The 20,637-nt window shown below is 57.7% G+C and carries 22 protein-coding genes and 1 tRNA gene; 14 read left to right on the top strand and 9 right to left on the bottom strand.

Annotated features, from left to right (window positions below):
- Positions 1-41: 41 nt before the first annotated feature.
- From ihfA to BMY44_RS04330, 4 genes are all read left to right on the top strand, one after another.
- Positions 42-344, top strand: coding sequence for an integration host factor subunit alpha (gene ihfA, locus BMY44_RS04345; protein ID WP_089994516.1), 303 nt, complete (start codon positions 42-44; stop codon positions 342-344).
- Positions 345-356: 12 nt separating this feature from the next.
- Complete coding sequence (locus BMY44_RS04340) at positions 357-1,016, top strand: MerR family transcriptional regulator (protein WP_089990713.1); 660 nt, start codon at positions 357-359, stop codon at positions 1,014-1,016.
- A gap of 48 nt (positions 1,017-1,064) precedes the next feature.
- Positions 1,065-1,141 (top strand) — tRNA-Pro (locus tag BMY44_RS04335).
- A gap of 65 nt (positions 1,142-1,206) precedes the next feature.
- Entirely contained in the window at positions 1,207-2,295 is a 1,089-nt protein-coding gene (locus BMY44_RS04330) for a 2'-deoxycytidine 5'-triphosphate deaminase (protein ID WP_089994514.1), read from the top strand.
- On the opposite strand, the gene BMY44_RS04325 is transcribed toward BMY44_RS04330, so the two are convergent.
- From BMY44_RS04325 to argS, 6 genes are all read right to left on the bottom strand, one after another.
- Entirely contained in the window at positions 2,255-3,670 is a 1,416-nt protein-coding gene (locus BMY44_RS04325) for a GGDEF domain-containing protein (protein WP_165611781.1), read from the bottom strand. The two genes, BMY44_RS04330 and BMY44_RS04325, sit on opposite strands and share 41 nt — an antisense overlap.
- A 100-nt stretch (positions 3,671-3,770) precedes the next feature.
- Complete coding sequence (gene scpB, locus BMY44_RS04320; RefSeq protein ID WP_089990709.1) at positions 3,771-4,409, bottom strand: SMC-Scp complex subunit ScpB; 639 nt, start codon at positions 4,407-4,409, stop codon at positions 3,771-3,773.
- Complete coding sequence (locus BMY44_RS04315) at positions 4,402-5,193, bottom strand: segregation and condensation protein A (protein ID WP_089990706.1); 792 nt, start codon at positions 5,191-5,193, stop codon at positions 4,402-4,404. The genes scpB and BMY44_RS04315 overlap by 8 nt, the downstream gene beginning before the upstream one ends.
- Before the next feature lie 15 nt (positions 5,194-5,208).
- On the bottom strand, positions 5,209-6,198 hold the full coding sequence (locus tag BMY44_RS04310; RefSeq protein WP_089990704.1) for a glycoside hydrolase family 3 N-terminal domain-containing protein: 990 nt from the start codon (positions 6,196-6,198) through the stop codon (positions 5,209-5,211).
- The gene (locus tag BMY44_RS04305; protein WP_089990701.1) at positions 6,199-7,200 is read right to left on the bottom strand and encodes an SPOR domain-containing protein; all 1,002 of its coding nucleotides are present in this window, start codon (positions 7,198-7,200) and stop codon (positions 6,199-6,201) included.
- Positions 7,201-7,266: 66 nt separating this feature from the next.
- Positions 7,267-9,000, bottom strand: coding sequence for an arginine--tRNA ligase (gene argS / locus BMY44_RS04300; protein WP_089990699.1), 1,734 nt, complete (start codon positions 8,998-9,000; stop codon positions 7,267-7,269).
- A gap of 188 nt (positions 9,001-9,188) precedes the next feature.
- On the opposite strand from argS, the gene BMY44_RS04295 reads away from it, so the two are divergent.
- A complete protein-coding gene (locus BMY44_RS04295; RefSeq protein ID WP_089990698.1) occupies positions 9,189-9,710 on the top strand; it encodes a hypothetical protein in 522 nt (173 codons plus the stop codon).
- Between the two features lie 39 nt (positions 9,711-9,749).
- Here the strand turns inward: BMY44_RS04295 and BMY44_RS04290 are convergent, their stop codons facing one another.
- Together BMY44_RS04290 and BMY44_RS04285 are read right to left on the bottom strand one after the other, a co-directional pair.
- Positions 9,750-11,585, bottom strand: coding sequence for a cation:proton antiporter (locus BMY44_RS04290; RefSeq protein ID WP_089990695.1), 1,836 nt, complete (start codon positions 11,583-11,585; stop codon positions 9,750-9,752).
- Positions 11,575-12,747 (bottom strand): deoxyguanosinetriphosphate triphosphohydrolase, encoded by a 1,173-nt coding sequence (locus BMY44_RS04285; RefSeq protein WP_089990693.1) that lies wholly within the window; start codon positions 12,745-12,747, stop codon positions 11,575-11,577. Before BMY44_RS04285 ends, BMY44_RS04290 begins: the two co-directional genes overlap by 11 nt.
- Positions 12,748-12,821: 74 nt before the next feature.
- On the opposite strand from BMY44_RS04285, the gene BMY44_RS04280 reads away from it, so the two are divergent.
- The 3 genes from BMY44_RS04280 to BMY44_RS04270 all read left to right on the top strand — a co-directional run bounded on the left by BMY44_RS04280 (position 12,822) and on the right by BMY44_RS04270 (position 14,661).
- Entirely contained in the window at positions 12,822-13,145 is a 324-nt protein-coding gene (locus tag BMY44_RS04280; RefSeq protein ID WP_479723316.1) for a HesB/IscA family protein, read from the top strand.
- 218 nt (positions 13,146-13,363) lie between these two features.
- On the top strand, positions 13,364-14,263 hold the full coding sequence (locus BMY44_RS04275; RefSeq protein ID WP_089994511.1) for an MBL fold metallo-hydrolase: 900 nt from the start codon (positions 13,364-13,366) through the stop codon (positions 14,261-14,263).
- Between the two features lie 11 nt (positions 14,264-14,274).
- A complete protein-coding gene (locus BMY44_RS04270) occupies positions 14,275-14,661 on the top strand; it encodes a rhodanese-like domain-containing protein (RefSeq protein WP_089990688.1) in 387 nt (128 codons plus the stop codon).
- Positions 14,662-14,805: 144 nt separating this feature from the next.
- Here BMY44_RS04270 and BMY44_RS04265 read toward each other — a convergent pair whose 3' ends face one another.
- A complete protein-coding gene (locus tag BMY44_RS04265; RefSeq protein WP_089990685.1) occupies positions 14,806-15,615 on the bottom strand; it encodes a nitroreductase family protein in 810 nt (269 codons plus the stop codon).
- A 137-nt stretch (positions 15,616-15,752) separates the two neighbouring features.
- Between BMY44_RS04265 and BMY44_RS04260 the strand changes: the two genes are divergently transcribed.
- From BMY44_RS04260 to xth, 6 genes are all read left to right on the top strand, one after another.
- Entirely contained in the window at positions 15,753-16,028 is a 276-nt protein-coding gene (locus BMY44_RS04260; RefSeq protein WP_089990682.1) for a 2TM domain-containing protein, read from the top strand.
- 10 nt (positions 16,029-16,038) lie between these two features.
- On the top strand, positions 16,039-17,592 hold the full coding sequence (locus BMY44_RS04255) for a phytoene desaturase family protein (RefSeq protein WP_089990680.1): 1,554 nt from the start codon (positions 16,039-16,041) through the stop codon (positions 17,590-17,592).
- An 18-nt stretch (positions 17,593-17,610) separates the two neighbouring features.
- Positions 17,611-18,087, top strand: coding sequence for a GyrI-like domain-containing protein (locus BMY44_RS04250; RefSeq protein ID WP_089990677.1), 477 nt, complete (start codon positions 17,611-17,613; stop codon positions 18,085-18,087).
- 45 nt (positions 18,088-18,132) lie between these two features.
- Positions 18,133-18,462, top strand: a complete 330-nt coding sequence (locus BMY44_RS04245; protein WP_089990675.1) for a DMT family transporter — start codon at positions 18,133-18,135, stop codon at positions 18,460-18,462.
- 13 nt (positions 18,463-18,475) lie between these two features.
- Positions 18,476-19,456 (top strand): NAD(P)-dependent alcohol dehydrogenase, encoded by a 981-nt coding sequence (locus BMY44_RS04240; protein ID WP_089994507.1) that lies wholly within the window; start codon positions 18,476-18,478, stop codon positions 19,454-19,456.
- A gap of 392 nt (positions 19,457-19,848) precedes the next feature.
- A complete protein-coding gene (xth, locus tag BMY44_RS04235) occupies positions 19,849-20,628 on the top strand; it encodes an exodeoxyribonuclease III (protein ID WP_089994506.1) in 780 nt (259 codons plus the stop codon).
- Positions 20,629-20,637 lie beyond the last annotated feature (9 nt).

The following is a 20,637-nucleotide window of genomic DNA, read 5'->3' as shown; positions in this document are numbered from 1 at the left end:
AAACCCAGTCGCCTATGGTTCACGAAACTGTGGGGGATAATATGGCTGACAAGACTTTGACACGGATGGATTTGGCGGATGCGGTACATAGCCAAGTCGGTCTGTCGCGCAACGAAAGCGCCGACCTCGTTGAAAGCGTATTGACCCATGTGTCCGACGCCCTTGTGAATGGGGAAACCGTCAAAATTTCGTCTTTCGGCACCTTTTCCGTCCGCGACAAGGCGGCCCGGATCGGGCGGAACCCCAAAACCGGCGAAGAAGTGCCAATTCATCCCCGTCGGGTTCTGACGTTCCGGCCATCCCATCTGATGAAAGATCGCGTCGCCGCCGGCAACAAAAAGTAACGGAGGCCACATATGGCCAAAGCACCCGACGCGTTTCGCACAATATCCGAAGTCTCTGACACGCTGGATACACCCGCACACGTCTTGCGGTTCTGGGAAAGCAAGTTCAGCCAGATCAAGCCTGTCAAACGTGCTGGCGGGCGGCGCTATTACCGCCCCGAAGATGTTGCGCTGCTGGCCGGGATCAAAACGCTGCTGCACACGCAGGGCATGACGATCAAAGGCGCGCAGAAACTCCTGCGTGAAAAGGGCATCAAGCACGTTCAGGGCATCGGAATCGATGGTCCGATCCTTGCCGATCAGGCCAAACCGGCCACAGAGGCCAAATCATCTTCCAAACCGGACAAATCGGCAGACAAGGCGGAAAAGTCGTCCCCGATTGCCGAGGAAATCGCGGCGACCGAAATGCCCGAGCCTGTGCAACAAAGCCTCGAAATATCGAATATTACGGCATTCCGGCGACGCGCGCCCGACACGGACCCCGGCCCGCAGCCGCCGGCCCGCGCCGTACCCGATCTGCCGCCCAATCCGTCGTCCGACAAGGCATATGAACCGCGCTATTTCGGCAACGGGACACGTCTGGATGATGACGCGATCAAGGCACAGGCCGCAAAGATCGCACCGCTATTGGCCCGATTGGAAACTGTGCGCGACCAGATGCGCAAAAGCTGACGTTTCACGCTTGCGCGACGGGCGAATTGCGTTAAACACACCCACGTTCGGGCTATAGCGCAGCCTGGTAGCGCGTCCGTCTGGGGGACGGAAGGTCGCAGGTTCAAGTCCTGCTAGCCCGACCACACCAACCGCCCGCTTGCGAATCCTCGCAGCGGGCGTTTTGGTATCCGCGATGAAGGACGATGATATGACACCGGGCGTTCTGGCCGATCACCAAATCCGCGACATGATCGCAAACGGCGGCATCCGGTCGGATACACCAATCGCCGATGGGCAGATCCAGCCCGCGTCACTTGACCTGCGGCTTGGCAATATCGCCTATCGTGTCCGCGCCTCTTTCCTCGCCGGGCCGAAACGCACCGTCGCCGACCGGCTGGCGGATTTCCAGATGCATGCTGTGGACCTTACCGGCGGCGCAGTGCTTGAAAAGGGGTGCGTCTATGTCGTGCCATTGCTGGAAAGCCTCACACTGCCTGCGGGCATGACGGCGGCGGCCAGTGCGAAGTCCTCGATCGGGCGCCTTGATCTGTTGACACGGATCATCACCGATCAAGGGGTCGAATTCGACCGGGTGCCCGCAGGTTATGATGGCCCGCTTTATGTCGAAATTTGCCCGCGTTCGTTTTCAGTTGTTGCCGCACCGGGGCAAATGCTGAACCAGATCATCTTTCGGCAAGGCCACACACGCATGTCGGATGAAGAGCTTCGCGCCCTTCACGCCGCCGCCCCCATCGTCAACGTTGATCCGGTCATATCGGACGGCTTGGGATTCTCGGTTGATCTGAAACCGGCAAATGGCACGCTTGTCGGGTATCGGGCAAAGCCGCACACGGGTGTGATCGACCTTGCCCAACTCGATTACTATGACCCGGCAGAGTATTGGGAAGAGGTTCACACAGACAAGGGCTGGATCATTCTAGACCCCGGCGCATTCTATATTCTTGTCAGCCGCGAAGCGATTGTCATCCCGCCAACGCAGGCGGCCGAGATGGCCCCCTATCTGGCGATGGTCGGTGAATTCCGCGTGCACTACGCCGGATTCTTTGATCCCGGTTTCGGCTATGCCGATGCGGGCGGGGCCGGATCACGTGGCGTGCTTGAAGTGCGCTGTCACGAAGCCCCCTTTGTGCTGGAACACGGCCAGACTGTCGGGCGTCTGGTCTATGAACATATGGCCGCGATGCCAAAGGCGCTTTACGGACGCGAGATCAAATCAAACTACCAGGGCCAGGGCCTCAAGCTGTCAAAACATTTCCGAACCGTTTCTGCCGGGTAGGTTGTGGCCGCAACGCCCCGTCAAAAATCACGCGGTTCCGGCCATGGCGTTTGGCGACATATAGCGCATCATCCGCGCGTTTGATCGCAGCCTCGTACCCCCTGTCACCGGCAAGAAACGTGCTTACCCCGACAGATGCGCTAACCTTCACCGGGCCTTTCCCGTGGGACAGCGCGGGAAGATCGGAAATGGCCCTGATTGCCGCCCGAAGCCGTTCGGAAATATGCTGCAACTGGCGCAGGTCCGTATTCTTCAACACACAGATGAATTCCTCTCCGCCCCAACGGGCGACGATATCGTCCTGACGCAGATAGGGCAGCAAGGCCCCACGCACAGCGCGAAGCACATTATCCCCCATGTCGTGCCCGAACGTATCGTTGATGGCTTTGAAATGATCCAGATCGATCAGGATAATGGCCGAGGGAACGTTGAACCGCTGAAAGCGCGTCCAATACGTCGTCAGTCTGGCTGTTAATGCCGCGCGGTTAGGCAAGCCTGTCAAACTGTCCGTCAACGCCTGTTCCGCCAGCCGCTTTTCGGCTGCGCGTCGTTCCTTGTCTGCCCGTTCCTGGGAAAAACCAGAGGCCAGTGTGACAGCCAGCATCGTCCAGATGATCGCGCTGATCAGTGTCGCCTCGACATGGAATTCACGTTCCGGCACGCCATACCAGCGATATAGCAACAAGCCGCAGAACCAAGGGGCCAGAAATCCAACCGCCATCATCGTGCGTGTGCGAAAACCAATGCTGCCGGTCATAAAGACAACGCGGACAAGCGGGCGATGCAGGTAAAGCGCAAGCGTGCCGATCAAACAGCAGACCAACGACAAAAGGGTCAGAATCGCCATTTCGCCATCGAAATAGGGCAAACCATATGTGTGCCCGATGATCCCGTTCAGGATCAGCGCACAAGCCGCCAGCCAGGTCGCCAAACCAAGCACAGCCGTTTGAAATCGCATCAGAACGGAAACCGCCAACAGGCAAATGATCAGCATCGTATCCGTGCCAACGGTACCCGCCACAAAGTATGTGCCGAAAGGGATGTGATCCACAAACAAAGGCGCGACTCGCTGCGCACTTACCGCCAGGATCGCAAAAAGCGCGATTACGGACCCGTGCCAAGCATGGGCCTCGCGCCGGTCGCCCAGCGAAATCGCAAAAGCAAGCAGCGTGATACTAAAGGCAGACAACGGCGATGTCGCGGCATCTGTCCCGAACGTATAGGTAGAGAGCGAAACACCCAGCAGGTTTTCAGCCAGTCCAAAAAAGACCAGCACAATGGCGGCAAGCGTGACCCATTTGCGGGCAGCCTTCAGCCAATTGATATAGCGATGCTGTTCTGTTGCGTCGCGCTCCGGATTCTCCAGACCGACCAAGGCGGTTCCCCTTGCTCTAAACTCATACGAGCACATGGATGACGCGGGGAGGTGAAAATCTGCTTAAGACGCGGCCAATACCTAAAATTGTCTGAATAATTCAGGCGTCGTCTTCAAACATATCCGTCTGGTTTTCGTCCTCTTCTTCCGGGTCCTCATCAAGCGGGGTACCGGGGGGCGGACGGTTTTCCAGCAGACCAGCGGCGCGCAGTTCCTTCAGGCCCGGCAGATCGCGGGCGTTTTCCAGACCAAAGTGGTCAAGGAAACCTTGCGTCACCACGAACGTCACAGGGCGTCCCGGCGTCATGCGCCGACGCCCAAGCCTGATCCATTCCATCTCGATCAGCTGGTCAATCGTGCCACGGCTGACGCTGACACCACGGATTTCCTCGATCTCGGCGCGGGTGACGGGCTGGTGATAGGCAACGATCGCAAGCGTTTCGATGGCTGCGCGGCTTAGCTTGCGGGTTTCGACGGTTTCCTTTTGCATCAGGAACCCAAGATCAGCGGCCGTGCGGATCGCCCAGGCATCGCCGACCTTGATCACATTGACGCCCCTGCCCTCATAGCGTCTGCGCAAGTTGGCAAGCGCCTCGGCCGGGTCTGATCCATGCGGCATCCGTCCGATCAATTCATGCAAGGTCACAGGGTCGGCGGTCGCAAAAAGGATCGCTTCGACCATGCGTTCCTGTTCGCCCATCGGCGGAGCCTCGAACAGGCTGTCGTTGTCTTCAGCCATCGCGCGGCTCCCTTCTGCGGATCTGGATCGGTGCGAATGTCTCGCCCTGCCGGATGCTGATCTTGCCTTCCTTGGCCAATTCAAGAGAGGCCGCAAATGTCGCCGCCGTAGCAGAGCGCCGCTTGACCGGGTCGGTTTCCCACCCTTCGGGCAGATAACTTGCCAGATCGGTCCAGTCGCCCGCGAAATGGATCAGGTTGCGCATGCGTTCCAGCGATTGTTCCATCGTCATCACCGCGTCGCGATCCATGACAAAGGGGCGGAAATCATCCTTGGTCCTGATGCGCGCATAACCTTGCATCAGATCAAGCAGCGTCGCCGTATAGGTGACGCGGCGCACGCGCTGGACATCTTCGGTAATGCCACGGGCAAAGAAATCACGCCCCAACTGGTCGCGGGCCATCAGCTTGGCCGCAGCATTGCGCATGGCCTCCAGCCGTTCCAACTGGAACGCCAGATGCGCGGCCAGTTCCTCGCCTGATGGGCCTTCCTCGGACGGATCGGGCGGCAACAAAAGTCGGGATTTCAAAAAAGCCAGCCAGGCCGCCATCACCAGATAATCGGCGGCAAGCTCAAGGCGCAGTTGTTTGGCCTGTTCGACAAAAGCCAGATATTGCTCGGCCAAGGCAAGGATCGACACCTGCCGCAAGTCCACCTTCTGCGTGCGCGACAAGGTAAGCAGCAGATCAAGCGGGCCTTCAAAGGCACCCACATCGACGATCAGCGCCTCGGCAGCGATGCGTGCGCTGACGCTTACGACGTCTTCCTGAAACTCCTCAACCATGGGGGCCTTTTGTCCCTATCCCAGTAGGGATGCAAGTTCCGCTTCACAGGCCCGAATGTCAATCGGGACAGGCGTTTGACACTGGGCCAGTGCATGATCTGCGCGCTGCGTCGCGGCGGCACTCATGAGGGGGATCACGGCGGCCAGTGGTTCCTGAACGGCGCGTCCGCCATTGCACTGCAAAACCAGATCACAGCCGGCTGTCAGCGCGGCTGTCGCGCGTGCGGGAATACTGCCGGACAAGGCTTCCATCCCGATGTCATCCGTCATGATCAGTCCGTCAAAGCCGATTTCAGTGCGAATGACCTTCAGCAACTTGGCGGATGTTGTTGCAGGGTTGATCGGGTCGATGGCATCGAACACCAGATGGCACGTCATCCCCAGCCGTATGTCATTCAACGCCTTGAAGGTCGCAAATTCATGCGCTGCAAGGGCAGCACGGTCGGAACGGACTGTCGGCAGCGATTTGTGGCTGTCGACCTGCGCCTGCCCATGCCCGGGCATATGTTTCAGAACAGGCAAGACACCGCCTGCCAGATGTGCAGCAGCACAGACCTGCGCCGCTGTAACGACGGTTTCAACATCTTCGCCATACAGACGGTTGCGCAAAAAAGGGTGCGTTGCGGGTTCGGCAATATCGGCCAAGGGCGCGCAGTTCACGTCGATCCCGACGTCATATAATTCCTGCGCGATAAGACGGTTGCGCAACCAGAAAGCCCGAACCGGATCGCTGGAACGCTGCATCTGGTCGTAGGCCGGAAGATAGCTGCGCCAATGTGGCGGGCCAAGGCGCTGGACGCGCCCGCCTTCCTGATCAATCAGGATCGGGGCATCCCAGCCGACAGTTTCACGTAAAGACGCCGTCAGGCGGCGCAGCTGATCGGGATGATCGACGTTGCGGGCAAACAGGATAAAGCCCCAGGGATCAACATCCCGAAAAAAGTCGCGTTCCCAGCCGGTTAGCGTGTGACCTTCACAGCCGAAAATGACTGCGGCGCGGGTCAATTAGCGCACAACCACCGGGATGCATGCGGCATTGCCTGCCTCAAGTGCTGCGCAGAAGCGCCGCGCATCCGTCAGCTCTGCGAAACCTTGCGCACGCAGCCGATAGAAGGTGCGCCCGCCAGAGGATGCTTCCTGAATGACCTGCTGCTTGCCGTCCAGATAATCACCAAAGTCGCGCTGAAGGTTTGTCCACGCCTGCGCTGCGGTTTCCGGTGACGGGAACGCGCCCAGTTGCACAAGCTTGGTGCCGACAGGGATCGGTGCCGTGGTAACGCTGGCCTGCACCACGGCAGGTGTCGCGGCAGGTGTAGGCGTCGCCGCAGGGGCGGTCGCAGAGGCCGGGATCACAAGGCTGGCCGGACGCTTGAACGGACGCAGTGACGTGGCAACGCCGGGAATGTCGCGGGAAATGATCGTCAGGGAATCTGTCACCGCCTCACCGTCAAGCGCGACGGACGGCGGGACATCCTGCCCTTCGGCGAGATCGCTAAGCGGGCTGGCACCGGCTGCAATCTGATCGGCAAGTGCGAGAATATCATCGGTTTCAAGCGGGCCTTCAACGACCGGTTCAGGGTCATCGGTCAGGGCCGCCAGCAAAGCATCGACAGCCGCAGCGGTTTCGGCCCGCGGATCAACCGGCACAACTTCATCAGCCTCGGCCACGGGCTGCACTTCGATATCTTCCTGGGCCAGATCAATGTTGGCAGGGGCCAGCATCAGCGTGTCTTCCATCGGACCCGCTTCACCTTCGGCGGAAACCTCGTTGACCGAAAGGCCGGTATTGCGGGCGATTTCGCCACCTGGATTTTCAGGGGCGACACGCATGTCGCCTTCCATCGCCTGAACGACGGGAATGCCCGTGACATCGCGCATCACCAGTTTGTAGCCCCAGACACCGATGCCAACCATCAGTGCCAGCGATACTGCCGCACCGGCATATTGCGTCATCAGCCCCAACCGCGAGGTTGAAGTTACAGGAATCCCGTCATCGTAAACTGCCATTGTCCGCCTCACTGTCCGCACTTTTTGACGTGCGGTTTTTTCTGCTCTCGGGCCGGCGCGGACGCGTTAGCGCATCTCTTCTGCCGGTTTCACGCCCAAAATACCCAAGCCCGATGCAATAACAAGCTGCACGGCCCGGATCAGCGCAATTTTGGCGGATGTTGTGTCAATGTCACCCTCTTGGATGAACCGCAGGGCCGGATCGTCGTTGCCACGGTTCCACAAAGCGTGAAAATCCGACGCCAGATCATACAGATAGAAGGCAATCCGGTGCGGTTCGTGGCCTTTCGCGGCGATTTCGACCAGTCGCGGCCACTCGGCAAGTTTCTTCGCAACGGTGATTTCGGCCTCATGCGACAGCTTGGTCAGATCGGCAGATGCCAGCGCAGCATCAGCGAAATCGCCTTCGGCCTTGCGCAGAACCGAATTCACCCGCGCATGTGCGTATTGCACATAAAACACCGGATTATCTTTGGATTGCTCTGTCACCTTGTCGAAATCGAAATCCAGCGGCGCATCGTTCTTGCGCGTCAGCATGTGGAACCGGGTCACATCAGGACCGACCTGATCGACGACATCGCGCAAGGTCACAAACGTCCCTGCCCGCTTGGACATCTTGAACGGCTCGCCGTTCTTATAAAGCTTCACCAGCTGCGTCAGTTTGATATCCAGCGGCACGCGGCCATCGGACAAGGCAGACACCGCCGCCTTCATCCGCTTGACGTAGCCACCATGATCGGCCCCGAAGACGTCAATCAACGCATCAAAACCGCGCTGCACCTTGTCGTAATGATACGCGATGTCTGGCGCAAAATAGGTCCACGCCCCATCGGATTTCTTGACGGGCCGGTCCACGTCATCGCCATGGGCGGTTGATTTGAACAAGGTCTGCTCGCGCGGTTCCCAATCCTCGGGCATCTTGCCCTTGGGGGGTTCAAGGGTGCCCCGGTAAATCAGCCCCTTCGCGTCCAGTTCACTGATCGCCGCTTCAATCTTGCCGGTCCCGTATAGCGACTTTTCGGAATAAAACTCGTCCATCGCGATGCCGAGCGAGGCCAGATCGGACCGGATCAGGTCCATCATGGCGTTGGTCGCAAACTCCCGCACATCATCCAGCCAGAACTGCTCGCCCTTGCCCAGATACGCATCGCCGACCTTATCCTTCAGCGCCTCACCAACTTCGATCAGATAGTCACCGGGATAGCTGCCCTCTGGCCAGTCGACGGACAGATCATGCGCTTCCTCATACCGCAGGTACACCGACCGGGCGAGCACATCGACCTGCGCGCCGCCATCGTTGATGTAATATTCCCGCGTCACATCATAACCCGCGTAATCCAGCAGCGAGGCCAGCGCATCACCAAAAACAGCGCCCCGCGTGTGGCCCACATGAAGCGGGCCGGTCGGGTTGGCCGAAACGTATTCGACGAGCATCTTCTGACCGGCTCCAAGGTCCGATTTGCCAAAATCAGGGTTGGTCAGGACAGATTTCACCAGCCCCTGCCAGATTGACGGATCAAGCCGCATGTTCAGAAAGCCGGGACCAGCCACTTCGGCCACGGAAATCCGGGGATCGTCCGTCAGCTTGGCAGCGAGCGCATCAGCAATCGCCCGCGGGTTCATCTTGGCAGGCTTGGCCAGAACCATCGCCGCATTGGTCGCCATATCGCCATGGGCCGCATCACGTGGCGGTTCAACGGTGACGGCAGATGTCTCCAGCCCGTCAGGCAAAAACCCTTCCCGCACCAGCGCGTCAATCGCCTGAAGGACGGTCGCGCGGATCTCTGCAAAAAGGTTCATTGGTCTGTCTTTCTGGTCTTAATCGGGGAAGTTTCTTTGCGTTTACCACGGGCGCGGCAAAGGTCAACGCCAGCAAAAGGCTACAATCCTGCCGCAGTGCACGCCCATTCCGGGTTTAGCCATGTGTCAGAGACATCGACAACGTGCCACGTCATTATTTCAGGTCAGAAGCCTCGCCCGGATCGCGTATGAAAGATACCTACATCATCGAAAGCCCCACAACCTCTGTTTTTGTGCGGATTCCATTGCTGATCATCGGGGTGTTGTTCTTCGGAATCGGGTTCTTCGCGTTTGCCAAGACCGTCCTTGCCATGATCCAAAACCTATTCGGGGCATCCATCACAGGCGACTTCGGGCTTGGGCTGTTGATCGGTGTAGGCTTCATGGTCATGGGCGCATTCCCGGCTTATCGATCCATTGAACCAGCCAAAACGCTTTGCTTTGACGCGGCAGCAAAAGAAGTTCGCCTTGTCTTGCGGTATCCATTTGGCCTGAAAAGACGTTACACCGCCAGCTTTGACGAAAAGATGCTGCCAAAACCGGTCTGGATCGTCGATACGGACAGCATCAGCAAAGGCTATTGGGCTTTGGAAGCCGTCCTGCCCGATGGCAATGTGATGCACCGTCTTGATCGGCAACATCACCCGCAAATGCAACAAAAGGCCACGGTCGAACAATGGTGTGATGATATTGCGCGGTTGATGACATAACCGCCATTCCTTCAATACCACGTTAGGACCGTAACCTTCTTAGTCTGCCGGAGGCTGGCTGTCCTTATCGTCACCGGGGGGGCGCAAGGCAATGATGCGCACGTCCGGAGCGGGTTTGACGTCTTCGTCCTTGCGCACCAATTTGATGCCACCCTTCGGCCCGATCCGCGCAAAAATATGCGCCTCCGGATGCATTTCACGCCATTCGTCAAATCCGTGCTCTTCAGAAAGCCGCGAAACGCGGAAAGACCAGCCTTCACGGATCAGCCGGTTCATGCCCTCATGAGTCTCTTCAGGACCGAATGGCGCGCCCCCAAGCGTGCGGGGAAGTTGGTGGCGGGCGTTGTCGGACTTGGCGCGCATAACCTGAAAAACATTGTCACGGCCAAACTCAGGCGCCAGGTCTGTTGCAACAAGTGTGTTGTATGCGTCGTTGCTGGTTGCCGCGACGAGCGTTTCATAACTCACCAGTTCCAATCGCTGCTCTGCCGCCTCTGACAGGATGTCGCCGCTGAATGTATCCAGCCCCGCAGTCCGCGCGGCGCGCAGATTTCCATAGTTTGGATCGGCCATCAGAACCGGAACTTCAGCCTTTTTCAGCGCCTCGCCAAAGGCGGTCGTCCATGGTGAGCCACCAATCAGGATGACGCCGGGGCTTTCCGTGCTGGCAAGACCCAGAAACCGTGCAAACGGGGCCAGCGTGAAACCGTGCAGAACAACGGTCACAGCAACCAGCACAAATGCCAGCGGGCTGATCAGGTTCGCATCAGGCAGGCCCAAAGCCAGCAGGCGTTCACCGAACAGACCCGCAACAGCAACAAGCACAACACCGCGCGGGCCGGTAAAGGCCACAAGCGTCTGTTCCCGCCAGGGCAGCTTGGACCCCAAAAGCGAGACGTAGACCGTCAGCGGCCGCGCAACGAAGACCACCAAGGCGATGAAAAGAACGGCACGCCAGTTCAGTTGGCCCAGCACGGCGAAATCAAGGTTCGCCGCCAGCAGGATAAAGACACCCGACACCAGAAGGATCGTCGCATGTTCCTTGAACCGCAGCATTTCGACATAGCTTGGCAGGTTCGCATTGGCGATGACGATACCCATGATCGTTACCGCCAGCAGCCCGCTTTCGTGCAAAACGAAATCAGACAGCCCGAACACCAAAAGAAGGCTTGCGAAAACAACAGGTACCTTCATGTATTCCGGCACGAAACCGCGCTTAAACGCATATGCCAGACCAAAGCCACCCGCTGCACCCAAAACCGTGGCGACGGAAATGCCGATAAGCATGGTCATCACGGCCTCTGACACGCTTGTCGCTGTATTCAGAACAACAACAACCTCATAGGCCAGAACCGCTGCAAGTGCGCCGATCGGATCGTTGATGATGGCTTCCCATTGCAACAATGCGGCAGGGCGCTTTTGCAGTTTTGCGGTACGCAGCAAAGGCGCAATAACGGTCGGTCCGGTGACGATCATGATGCCGCCAAAGACAGCTGCGGATTGCCACGTCAGCCCTGCCCCGTAATGCAAGGCCGCAGCAGAGGTCAGCCAGCCAAGCGGTGCACCCACAAAAACCAGCCGCTTCACGCCAACGACAGCATCCTGCAGCTTGTGAAAATTCAGGGTCAGGCCCCCTTCGAATAAAATGATGGCAACCGCGATTGATATCATCGGACCGACCAGCGGGCCGATATCGCGGGACGGATCGAAAATCCCCGTCACAGGACCGATCAGAATACCGGCCAGCAGCATCAACACGATGGCCGGCATACGCAAACGCCAGGCAAGCCATTGCGACCCGACGCCCAAGGCGCCGACCAGCGCGAAGGCGACGACAGGTGCCATGGCCCCGTCTGCAAGTTGTTCAGTGGCCATCGGTTACTCCTGCTGGAACGGGGGTGCCGCCGATCAGGCGGGCATGTTGTTGAATCGCGAAACGGTCGGTCATGCCGGCAATGTAGTCAGACACGATCCGCGCAAGCGCTGTCTCGTCGCGGGCATCGGCGACATCCTTGCGCCATTGCTTTGGTAATTCTTCCGGGTTCGTCATGAAAAAGGGAAATAGCTCGTCAATCATCTGAGTCACGGCCACACGCATTTCAACGACAGCGGGTGCACGATACATCCGGGTGAAAAGAAACTGGCGGATGGTTTTCAGATCGCGCCAAAGGGCTGGCGAGAACTGGATCATCATACGCCCGGCCGCACGGACATCGCGCACCGACGCAGGCGCAAGCGCCTTGATGTTGGCAGCAGAAACCGCAAGAACGTCCTCGACCAGAAGGCCGAAGAAACGGCGCAATGCTTCGTGACGGCGGCGATAATAATTCAGCTCGGGATACTGGCGATCCACTTCGGCAAAGCAATCATGCAAGATCGGCAATTCGGCAAGTTCATCGGTGCTGAACAATTCCGCGCGCAAGCCATCGTGCAAATCATGGTTGTTATAGGCAATGTCGTCAGACAAGGCCGCGACCTGCGCCTCGGCACTCGCGTGGGTGTGCAGCTCCAGATCGTGACGCTTGTTGTATTCGGCCAGCGCCCAGGGAATATCGCCCGTGACCGGACCATTGTGTTTGGCTATGCCCTCCAGTGTTTCCCAGGTCAGGTTCAGCCCGTCCCATTCCGCATAATGGCGTTCCAGGTCAGTGACGATCCGCAGGGCCTGCGCATTGTGATCGAAACCGCCATAAGGGGCCATCAAGGCATTCAGCGCCTCTTCCCCGGTGTGGCCAAAAGGGGTGTGGCCCAGATCATGGGCCAGCGCGACAGCCTCGGTCAGTTCGACATTCAGATCAAGCGACGCGGCCATCGTGCGGGCAACTTGGGCGACCTCGATCGAATGGGTCAGACGGGTGCGAAAATAGTCGCCCTCATGCTCGATAAAAACCTGTGTCTTGTGTTTCAGACGACGGAAGGCACTGGCGTGAATGATCCGGTCGCGGTCGCGTTGAAACAACGACCGGTGCGCGCTTTCTTCTTCCGCGTAAAGCCGGCCGCGCGATTGCGCGGGGTCGGTTGCGTAGGGGGCTGCCATGCCTCTGCCTGTCTTGTCGTGTTTGCCTGGCGCCCTTATATCTACAAGGAATAGAAACTGGTAGGTGCATCATGCTGACCATTCCACCCAAAGTGACAGAGCGGGCCTTTGAACGGCTCTCGGAAATCGGTGCGGCATCGCAGGGCAAGGCGCTGCGGGTCGCGGTCGAAGGCGGCGGATGTTCGGGATTCCAGTATGAAATCGACCTCGACGACCCCAAGGACGGTGACCTGATTCTTGAAGGATCGGGGGAAAAGGTTGTGATCGACGACATATCCCTGCCCTTTCTCGCCGACGCAGTGATCGACTTTTCCGAAGAACTGATCGGCGCACGGTTCGTGATCAACAACCCGAATGCAACCAGTTCATGCGGTTGCGGAACATCCTTTTCGATGTAAGCGATAACACGGACCTCGTGTGAATAGCCGCATGGGGGACTAAGCTGCCAAAGTTAAGCCAGCTTTGATCGTCTGTAATTGCCCGGCAGCTGGTGGGCGCGCGATATGTGGATGAGATTTCCGACAGATCTTCTTCATCGCCATTAGATCCAGCTTTGTTGCTGCCTGTGGAACATTCCCGCGACACCGTCCGTTGAACATCAAGAGGGGTAATGAAAATGAAATTCTCGCGTACGAGCAGATCCAATGGCGCTGGTTCACCAGACGTGACTGGCTTTTACGATGATGACTCCGGCAGCATTCAGTATCTCGTTTCCGATCCAGACACCCGGAAGGCCGCGCTCATTGATGTCGTTCTCAGCTTCAATCCAGAAAGTGCTGCGACAAATACCGATAGCGTTGACAAGATTCTGCGATTTGCTGACCACGCAGGGCTGGAAATTGATTGGATACTGGATACCCACCCGCATGCTGATCATCTGATGGCCTCCTCATTGCTCAAGGACCGGCTGAAAAAGCCAAACGGCATCGGGGAAAAAATCCTCGAGATCGCAGATCTTTGGCGGGACTATTACAATCTGCCGGATGCATTTGATCCCAAGGCAGACTTTGACCACCTGTTCAGTGACGGAGATACATTCGAAATCGGGTCACTGCCGGTGCGCGTGATGCTGTCGCCGGGGCACACTCTCGGCTCGATCACCTATATCGTAGGGGACGATGCCGCGTTTGTGCACGACACATTCATGCAACCCGATGTCGGAACTGCGCGGGCTGATTTCCCCGGTGGGACGGCGGCAGACCTCTACGAATCCCTGCAAAGCCTTCTGGAACTGCCCGATAACACACGGCTTTTTGTGGGCCATGACTACGGTACAGACTACCGAAAACAGCCGAACTGGGAATCGACGGTAGCCGAACAGCGCAAACACAATCTGCATATCGGCGGCGGCACTGCAAAAGACGACTACATCAAACAGCGCGAGGCGCGCGATAAAACACTCGCCCTGCCCGACAGAATGCTGCACGTCCTGCAAATGAACCTGTGCGCGGGGCAGTTGCCCGACCCGGAAGACGATGGAAACCGCTATTTGAAGATACCGATGAACCGATTTTAAGGAGGCCAAAAATGGAAACCGAGAAGACAGAACATGGCGTGCTGGAACACTGGACACCCCAAGAAGTCAAAGTAGCCTTCGGACGTGACGAAATCGTGCTGATCGATGTGCGCACGCCACAGGAATTCAATGTCGAGCGTATTGAGGGTGCATTGCTTGCACCAATGCAGGCTTTCCAGCCCAATCACATGCCCAGCCAGTCCGACAAGCAAATCGTGTTTCATTGCGGCTCGGGCGCGAGATCAAGCAAGGTCGCCAAGCTGTGTCTCGAAAGTGGCGTTGATCGCATCGCTCACATGAAAGGCGGGTTCGGCGCGTGGAAAGATGCGGGTTTCGAATATACGGGAACAGACATGTCGACCGGCGCGCCAAAGGTGATGAAGAAGGCATCCGATTGAAACAGGGCCGCATCGTTGACTGAAACCACGGATCGGCCCGCGTAGAACGGCTAACTGGAATTTTGCTGATACTGAATAAACGTCTCGCACCGCTACAGACCTGTCGAATTTCACGCCGTTGAACGTGACCCGCGACCTGTCCGGCTAAACTTCCTTGATCAAGTCATTAAAAGGCAACCTCGCCCGCGCGCTGAACAGACCTTCGGGCTTTCCGGTCCCCGCACCAATCACCATTGTGGGCTCGGCCCTGCTTGGCAGCCCCAGCAGCTTTCTGATGCCACGTCGGTCAATCCCACCGATCGGACAAGACTCGTACCCGTGCGCCGCAAGCGACAGCATCAGGGTCTGTGCGGCCAGACTTGCCTGAATATGACCGTAAACGCGGTGGTCGGCGCGCGAAACAGGGCCATTCACCGTCGGCTCACGGCGGCTTTTGTACCATAAAATGATCCGCCGCATCAGATTATGCAGACCCAATCGATCCGTTTTCATCAACATGGGGATCGTGTTTTCGTAATAGTCTTGCACCGGTCCGGTCAGTGGTTTCTTCCCGTGATCGGTCATAATGTCGGTCAGCTTTTTCAGATGCGTTTGCCACAGATCACCCCGCGACACGACAACCAACAGATCCCCCGCCGTGGTCGCTGCCGGTTGGTTCAGGCAAAGCGGCGCCATGCGCTGTCTCATGTCCTGATCGCGCACCCAATAGATTTCATAACACTGCAGATTTGATGAACTCGGTGCCAAAACAGCATCCCGCAGGCAATCGCGTATGACGTCTTCGGGAATGGGAATACCATCAAAGATCCGAATTGCGCGGCGCCCTTGAACGGTTTTCTTGAAACCGGGCAATGCAGATGTCCTGAAAGACGGGTTGGGCCGCTCATCCTTGGTGACAATGACGTTCGTGAAATCGGCCATCTCAGTCAGCGGATTTGATCTGTCTGGCATCATACGCACTCCAGTTCATATCGATGGATCACGTCACAAACCTATCGCCACGGGTGCGGCCGGGATTGACTTTCCTCAATGGTGCAAAGGTCTGCCTTGCTAAAATTGGGGTCATTGCACAGTCACAAGGGAGCAAAGCAATGGAGCAATCCCAAGCCTATCAATCTGCCAAGAAACGCGTTGAGGCCAAGATGAGCTTTTATACGCATCTATCGGTTTATGTCGCTGTCATACTGCTTCTTGCGGTGATCAACCTCATGTCGTCGCCAGGCACGATCTGGTTCCACTGGCCCATGATGGGTTGGGGGATCGCGGTGATTATTCATGCCTTTGCAGTGTTTGTCTTTCCCGGCCGGTTCGAGGTCTCCGAACGGATGATCGAAAAGGAAATGAACAAATCCCACTCGAAAATCTGAGGGTCGTCACATGCATAACGGCAAAACACAGACATGGGATGCGATTGTTGTCGGCTCTGGCATGGGCGGCATGACAGCCGCTGCCGCACTCTCGAAAACGGGCCACAAAGTATTGCTTCTGGAACAATACACCACCTTGGGCGGTCTCACACACAGCTTTTCGCGCGACGGCTTCTCTTGGGACGTTGGCATTCACTACCTTGGCTGTGTTGCACCGGGTGACCGGGAAAGGTCACTGATTGACTGGCTGACCCTTACGCCGATGGCATTCGAACCCATGGGGGCGGTCTATGACAATCTGCATATCGGAAACGCGCCGCCACTGGCGCTGTCGCGCCCGTTTGAAGCGCAAGAGCGTGATCTGAAAGACCGCTTTCCTGACGAGGCAGATGCAATCGAGGCATGGATCACCGCGCTACGCAAAGGACGGGACCTGATGTACACGTTGGCGTCAACACGCGCGACGCCGGAATTTGTTGGCGACATGATTGCGTGGTGGAACCGGCGGGCGATCGACAAATGGTGCAAGCGCACACTGCAGGACGTTGTCGACAGCATCACGCAAAACCCTGAACTTGCCGCCGCCTTTACCGCGCAATGGGGCGATCATGGCGGCCGCCCCCACAAGGCCAGCTTTGCTATGCACGCATTGGTCTACGGCTGTTATCTGACAAGCGGCGCATGGTATCCTGTGGGCGGCGGCAAGTCGTTTGCAGATCACCTGATCCCGACGATCACCCAAGCAGGCGGAGAGGCCCGCGCGGGCGTGAAGGTCAAAACGCTATTGGTCGAAAACGACAAGGTCGTCGGCGTGCGCACATCTGATGGTGAAGACATCCGGTCGGACGTGGTGATCTCCAATATAGGCGCGCGCGAGACGATAAACAAACTGCTGCCGGCAGGATTTGGTCCGCAGGACTGGATCGACGAGATTCAGTCACTGCCCCCATCCATCGCGCATTTCAGCCTATTTCTGGGCTTCGAAGGCGACGTGACGCAGGCAGGTGCAACAAGGACGAACCATTGGTTCTATCCGAACGGCGAAATCGACGCGATTTGGGGTGACGCCCCAGACGGCGACCCACCCGGTTTTTTCGTTTCGTTTGCATCATTGAAAGACCCAAGCCACGATCCGGGGCCCAAACAGAAATATGCAGGCGAAATGGTCGTCTGGACAGACTGGGATTGCGTCGCCCGCTGGTCCGACCTTCCCTCTGGCAAACGGGGTGCGGACTACAAAGCCTTCAAACAGCAGGTTGAAGACAAAATGTTCGCCCTCTTCCAGGCGAACTTCCCTGAATTGGCCGAACTGGTCGTATTGCGCGAACTTTCAACGCCTTTGGCAACAGAAGGAATCACCGGCCACTATCAGGGTCGCTTTTATGGATTGGACGGCACACCCGAACGCGTGCTGAGCGATGCACTCAGGACAAAGACCCCAATCGACGGGCTTTATCTTTCGGGGCAGGACGTAGTCAGCCAAGGCATCCAAGGCGCGCTTTGGGGCGGGATCCTGTGTGCGGCCAGCGTCGATCCCAAGGTCTTTCGAAAGATCCGTGGATAATTTGGAAAGGAAATTCAGATGACCCGCTACCAGATGGTTGAATGCAAAGAACAATCCTATCTCTACAACGAACGGAGCTGTTCGATGGATCCCGCCGATATCAGTAAGAACATGGGGGTCGCGTTTCAGGCTGTTGGCGATTTGATCGCAAGCAAAGGCATCACAAGCGCCACAAAACCGCTGTCCGTCTATTACGGCTATGACCCACAGATCATGACATTCCGGGCCGGGTTTCTGGTCTCTGCGGCAGAGACCGCGAAGGCCGAAGGCGACGTAAAGGCGGATGTCCTGCCCGCAGGCCAGATGCTGAATTACATCCACAAAGGCCCCTATGCCATGCTGCGCGTCAGTTATGACGCAGCAATGAAATACATCTCTGAAAACGGAATGACCGTCGGGGCGCCGACTTGGGAAATCTATCTCAATGAACCGGACGATGTGAAATCAGAGGACGCGCTGAGAACCGATATCTACATCACGGTCAATCAGGCCTGATCAACAACCGCGACAGGTCCGCCAAATGAATGAAAGGGGTTATCAATGCACTGGTTCTTGCTGGCGATCGGGATCGCGATCGAACTCCTCGCGACCACCGCCATGAAGCTGTCGGACGGTTTCACAAGGCTGGGGTTCGCCGGGCTGACACTGATCTGCTTCGGGCTTGCGTTCTACGTGATGTCACTGGTGGTGCGCACCATGCCGCTGGGCATCGCCTATTCGGTCTGGGCAGGCGGCGGTATCGCTGGCGTCACGTTGATCGGTGCTGTGGTTTTCGGTCAGGAACTCGACGGTTTCGCCCTTCTTGGTATCGGCCTGATCCTTGCCGGAGTGATCGTGTTGAACGCGCTATCGACGGCCGCGAGCGGTTGAAATGCAAGGCACCATGAAAGCAGCCGTCTACGAACGCTATGGACCGCCAGAGGTCGTGGAAATCAAGGACGTGCCCCGCCCGGTTCCCGCCGACGATGAAGTCCTGATCAAGACGATTGCCGCCACCGTCACCAGCAGTGACTGGCGCGCGCGCACCATGATCGGACCAGCCGGATATGGCCCCATACCGCGCCTTGCCTTTGGTATTTTCGGGCCGCGCCGCAAAATCCTTGGCACCGAAATGGCCGGACGCATCGCGGCCATCGGCAAGGATGTGACCGCCTTCAAAAGCGGCGATGCCGTGATCGCCTATCCGGGCTTCGCGATGGGCTGTCACGCTGAATACATCACAATACCCGCTTCGGGAAAAATCATCCCAAAGCCGCAAATCCTGACCTTCCCCGAAGCAGCGGCCCTTTCATTCGCCGGAACGTCTGCATTGCATTTCCTGCGCACAAACGGCGACGTCAAACCAGGTGAGACTGTGCTGATCATCGGGGCATCAGGTGCGCTTGGCACTATGGGGGTGCAAATTGCCAAATACTTCGGCGCACATGTCACCGGGGTTTGCAGCGCGGCGCACCTGGAACGCGTGGCGTCGATCGGCGCAGACCGCGTGGTGGATTACACGCAAACCGACATCACCAGATCAGGCGAAACCTTTGACGTCGTGTTCGACACGGCCGGCGCGCTGCCACTTGGAAAGATCAGGCAACTGTTGCGCCCTGCGGGGCGCGGCGTTGCGGCTGCTGGCAGCCTGCGCGACACGATCACCGCACCTCTTTGGTCACGGCTGAGGGACCAAAAATTCTACGCCGGGGTCGCGGCGGAAACTGTGAACGATATGCACTTTCTTGCGGATTTGGCGCAGAAAGGCGCCTTGAAACCCGTGATCGACCGGGTCTATCCGTTCGACCAGATCACGCAGGCCCACGCCCATGTTGGCAGCGGTCACAAGGCTGGCAACGTCGTGGTGGAATTCGCGCAAGCCTAACGCAACCAAAAAAAGACCACGCCGATCAGCGTCAATCGGCAGCGTGCTGCAATGCACGTGTGTTCGGCAATGTGCGGGAATTCATGCCGTCCATTTGGCTCACTCCAGCAGTTGTAAATACAGACAGGGTAAGCCCGCTCCTGCCCGTCCACATTGATTTTTGTCGGTGGCGAGTTCACCTGCCACCCAGACGATTATCGCCAGTCCCGAAAGAATGGCCTGCCCGCACGCCAGAAATGGCAAAGACAGTGCCCGAGATCGGTTCTGCATGGACAGCAGACTTACAGGATGGACACGACGCTGACGCATGCTTCATTTGCGCCGGTTTTTTCGGTGTACGCCCGGTGCACGTCCGGTGTACGACTATCACACGAAGAAAAACGGGGGCTGACGTGAAGATTGCGACGTTCAATATCAACGGGATCAAGGCCCGCATGGAGGCCCTTACCGACTGGCTGACCGAAAGCGCGCCGGACGTGGCACTGCTCCAGGAAATCAAGTCGATTGACGAAAATTTCCCGCGCGAACACTTTGAAGACATGGGCTATATCGTTGAAACCCATGGACAAAAATCGTTCAACGGTGTTGCGATCCTGTCGAAAATCCCGTTGGAGGACGTAACCCGCGGCCTGCCCGGCGATGACGAGGATGAACAGGCCCGCTGGATCGAAGCAACCGTCATGGGTGACACCCCGATCCGCGTCTGCGGGCTGTATCTGCCCAACGGCAACCCCGCTCCCGGCCCCAAGTACGACTACAAGCTCGCCTGGATGGATCGCCTCCACGCTCGCGCAAAAGACCTTTTGAATCAAGAGGTTCCAGCGCTGATGGCAGGTGACTACAACATCATTCCGCAGGCCGAGGATGCCAAGCGACCCGATGCGTGGCGCGACGATGCGTTGTTCCGCATGGAAAGTCGCGAGGCGTTTCGCCGTGTGCTGAACCTCGGCTTCACCGAAGCGTTTCGCGCGACCACGCTGGGGCCGGAACATTATTCCTTCTGGGATTATCAAGCCGGTGCATGGAACCGCAATGACGGGATCAGGATCGACCATTTCCTCCTGACCCCGCAATGTGCAGATCTGCTTGGCAACTGCTGGATCGAAAGCGACTTGCGCGGCCGCGACAAACCCTCGGATCACGTCCCGGTCTGGGTTGAACTTGCAGCTTGAGGGACGTGA

Origin of the sequence: Cognatiyoonia koreensis, from assembly GCF_900109295.1 — a bacterium.
In the GTDB taxonomy this organism is placed as follows: Bacteria; Pseudomonadota; Alphaproteobacteria; order Rhodobacterales; family Rhodobacteraceae; genus Cognatiyoonia; species Cognatiyoonia koreensis.
This window is presented reverse-complemented; position numbering and strand designations above follow the sequence as displayed.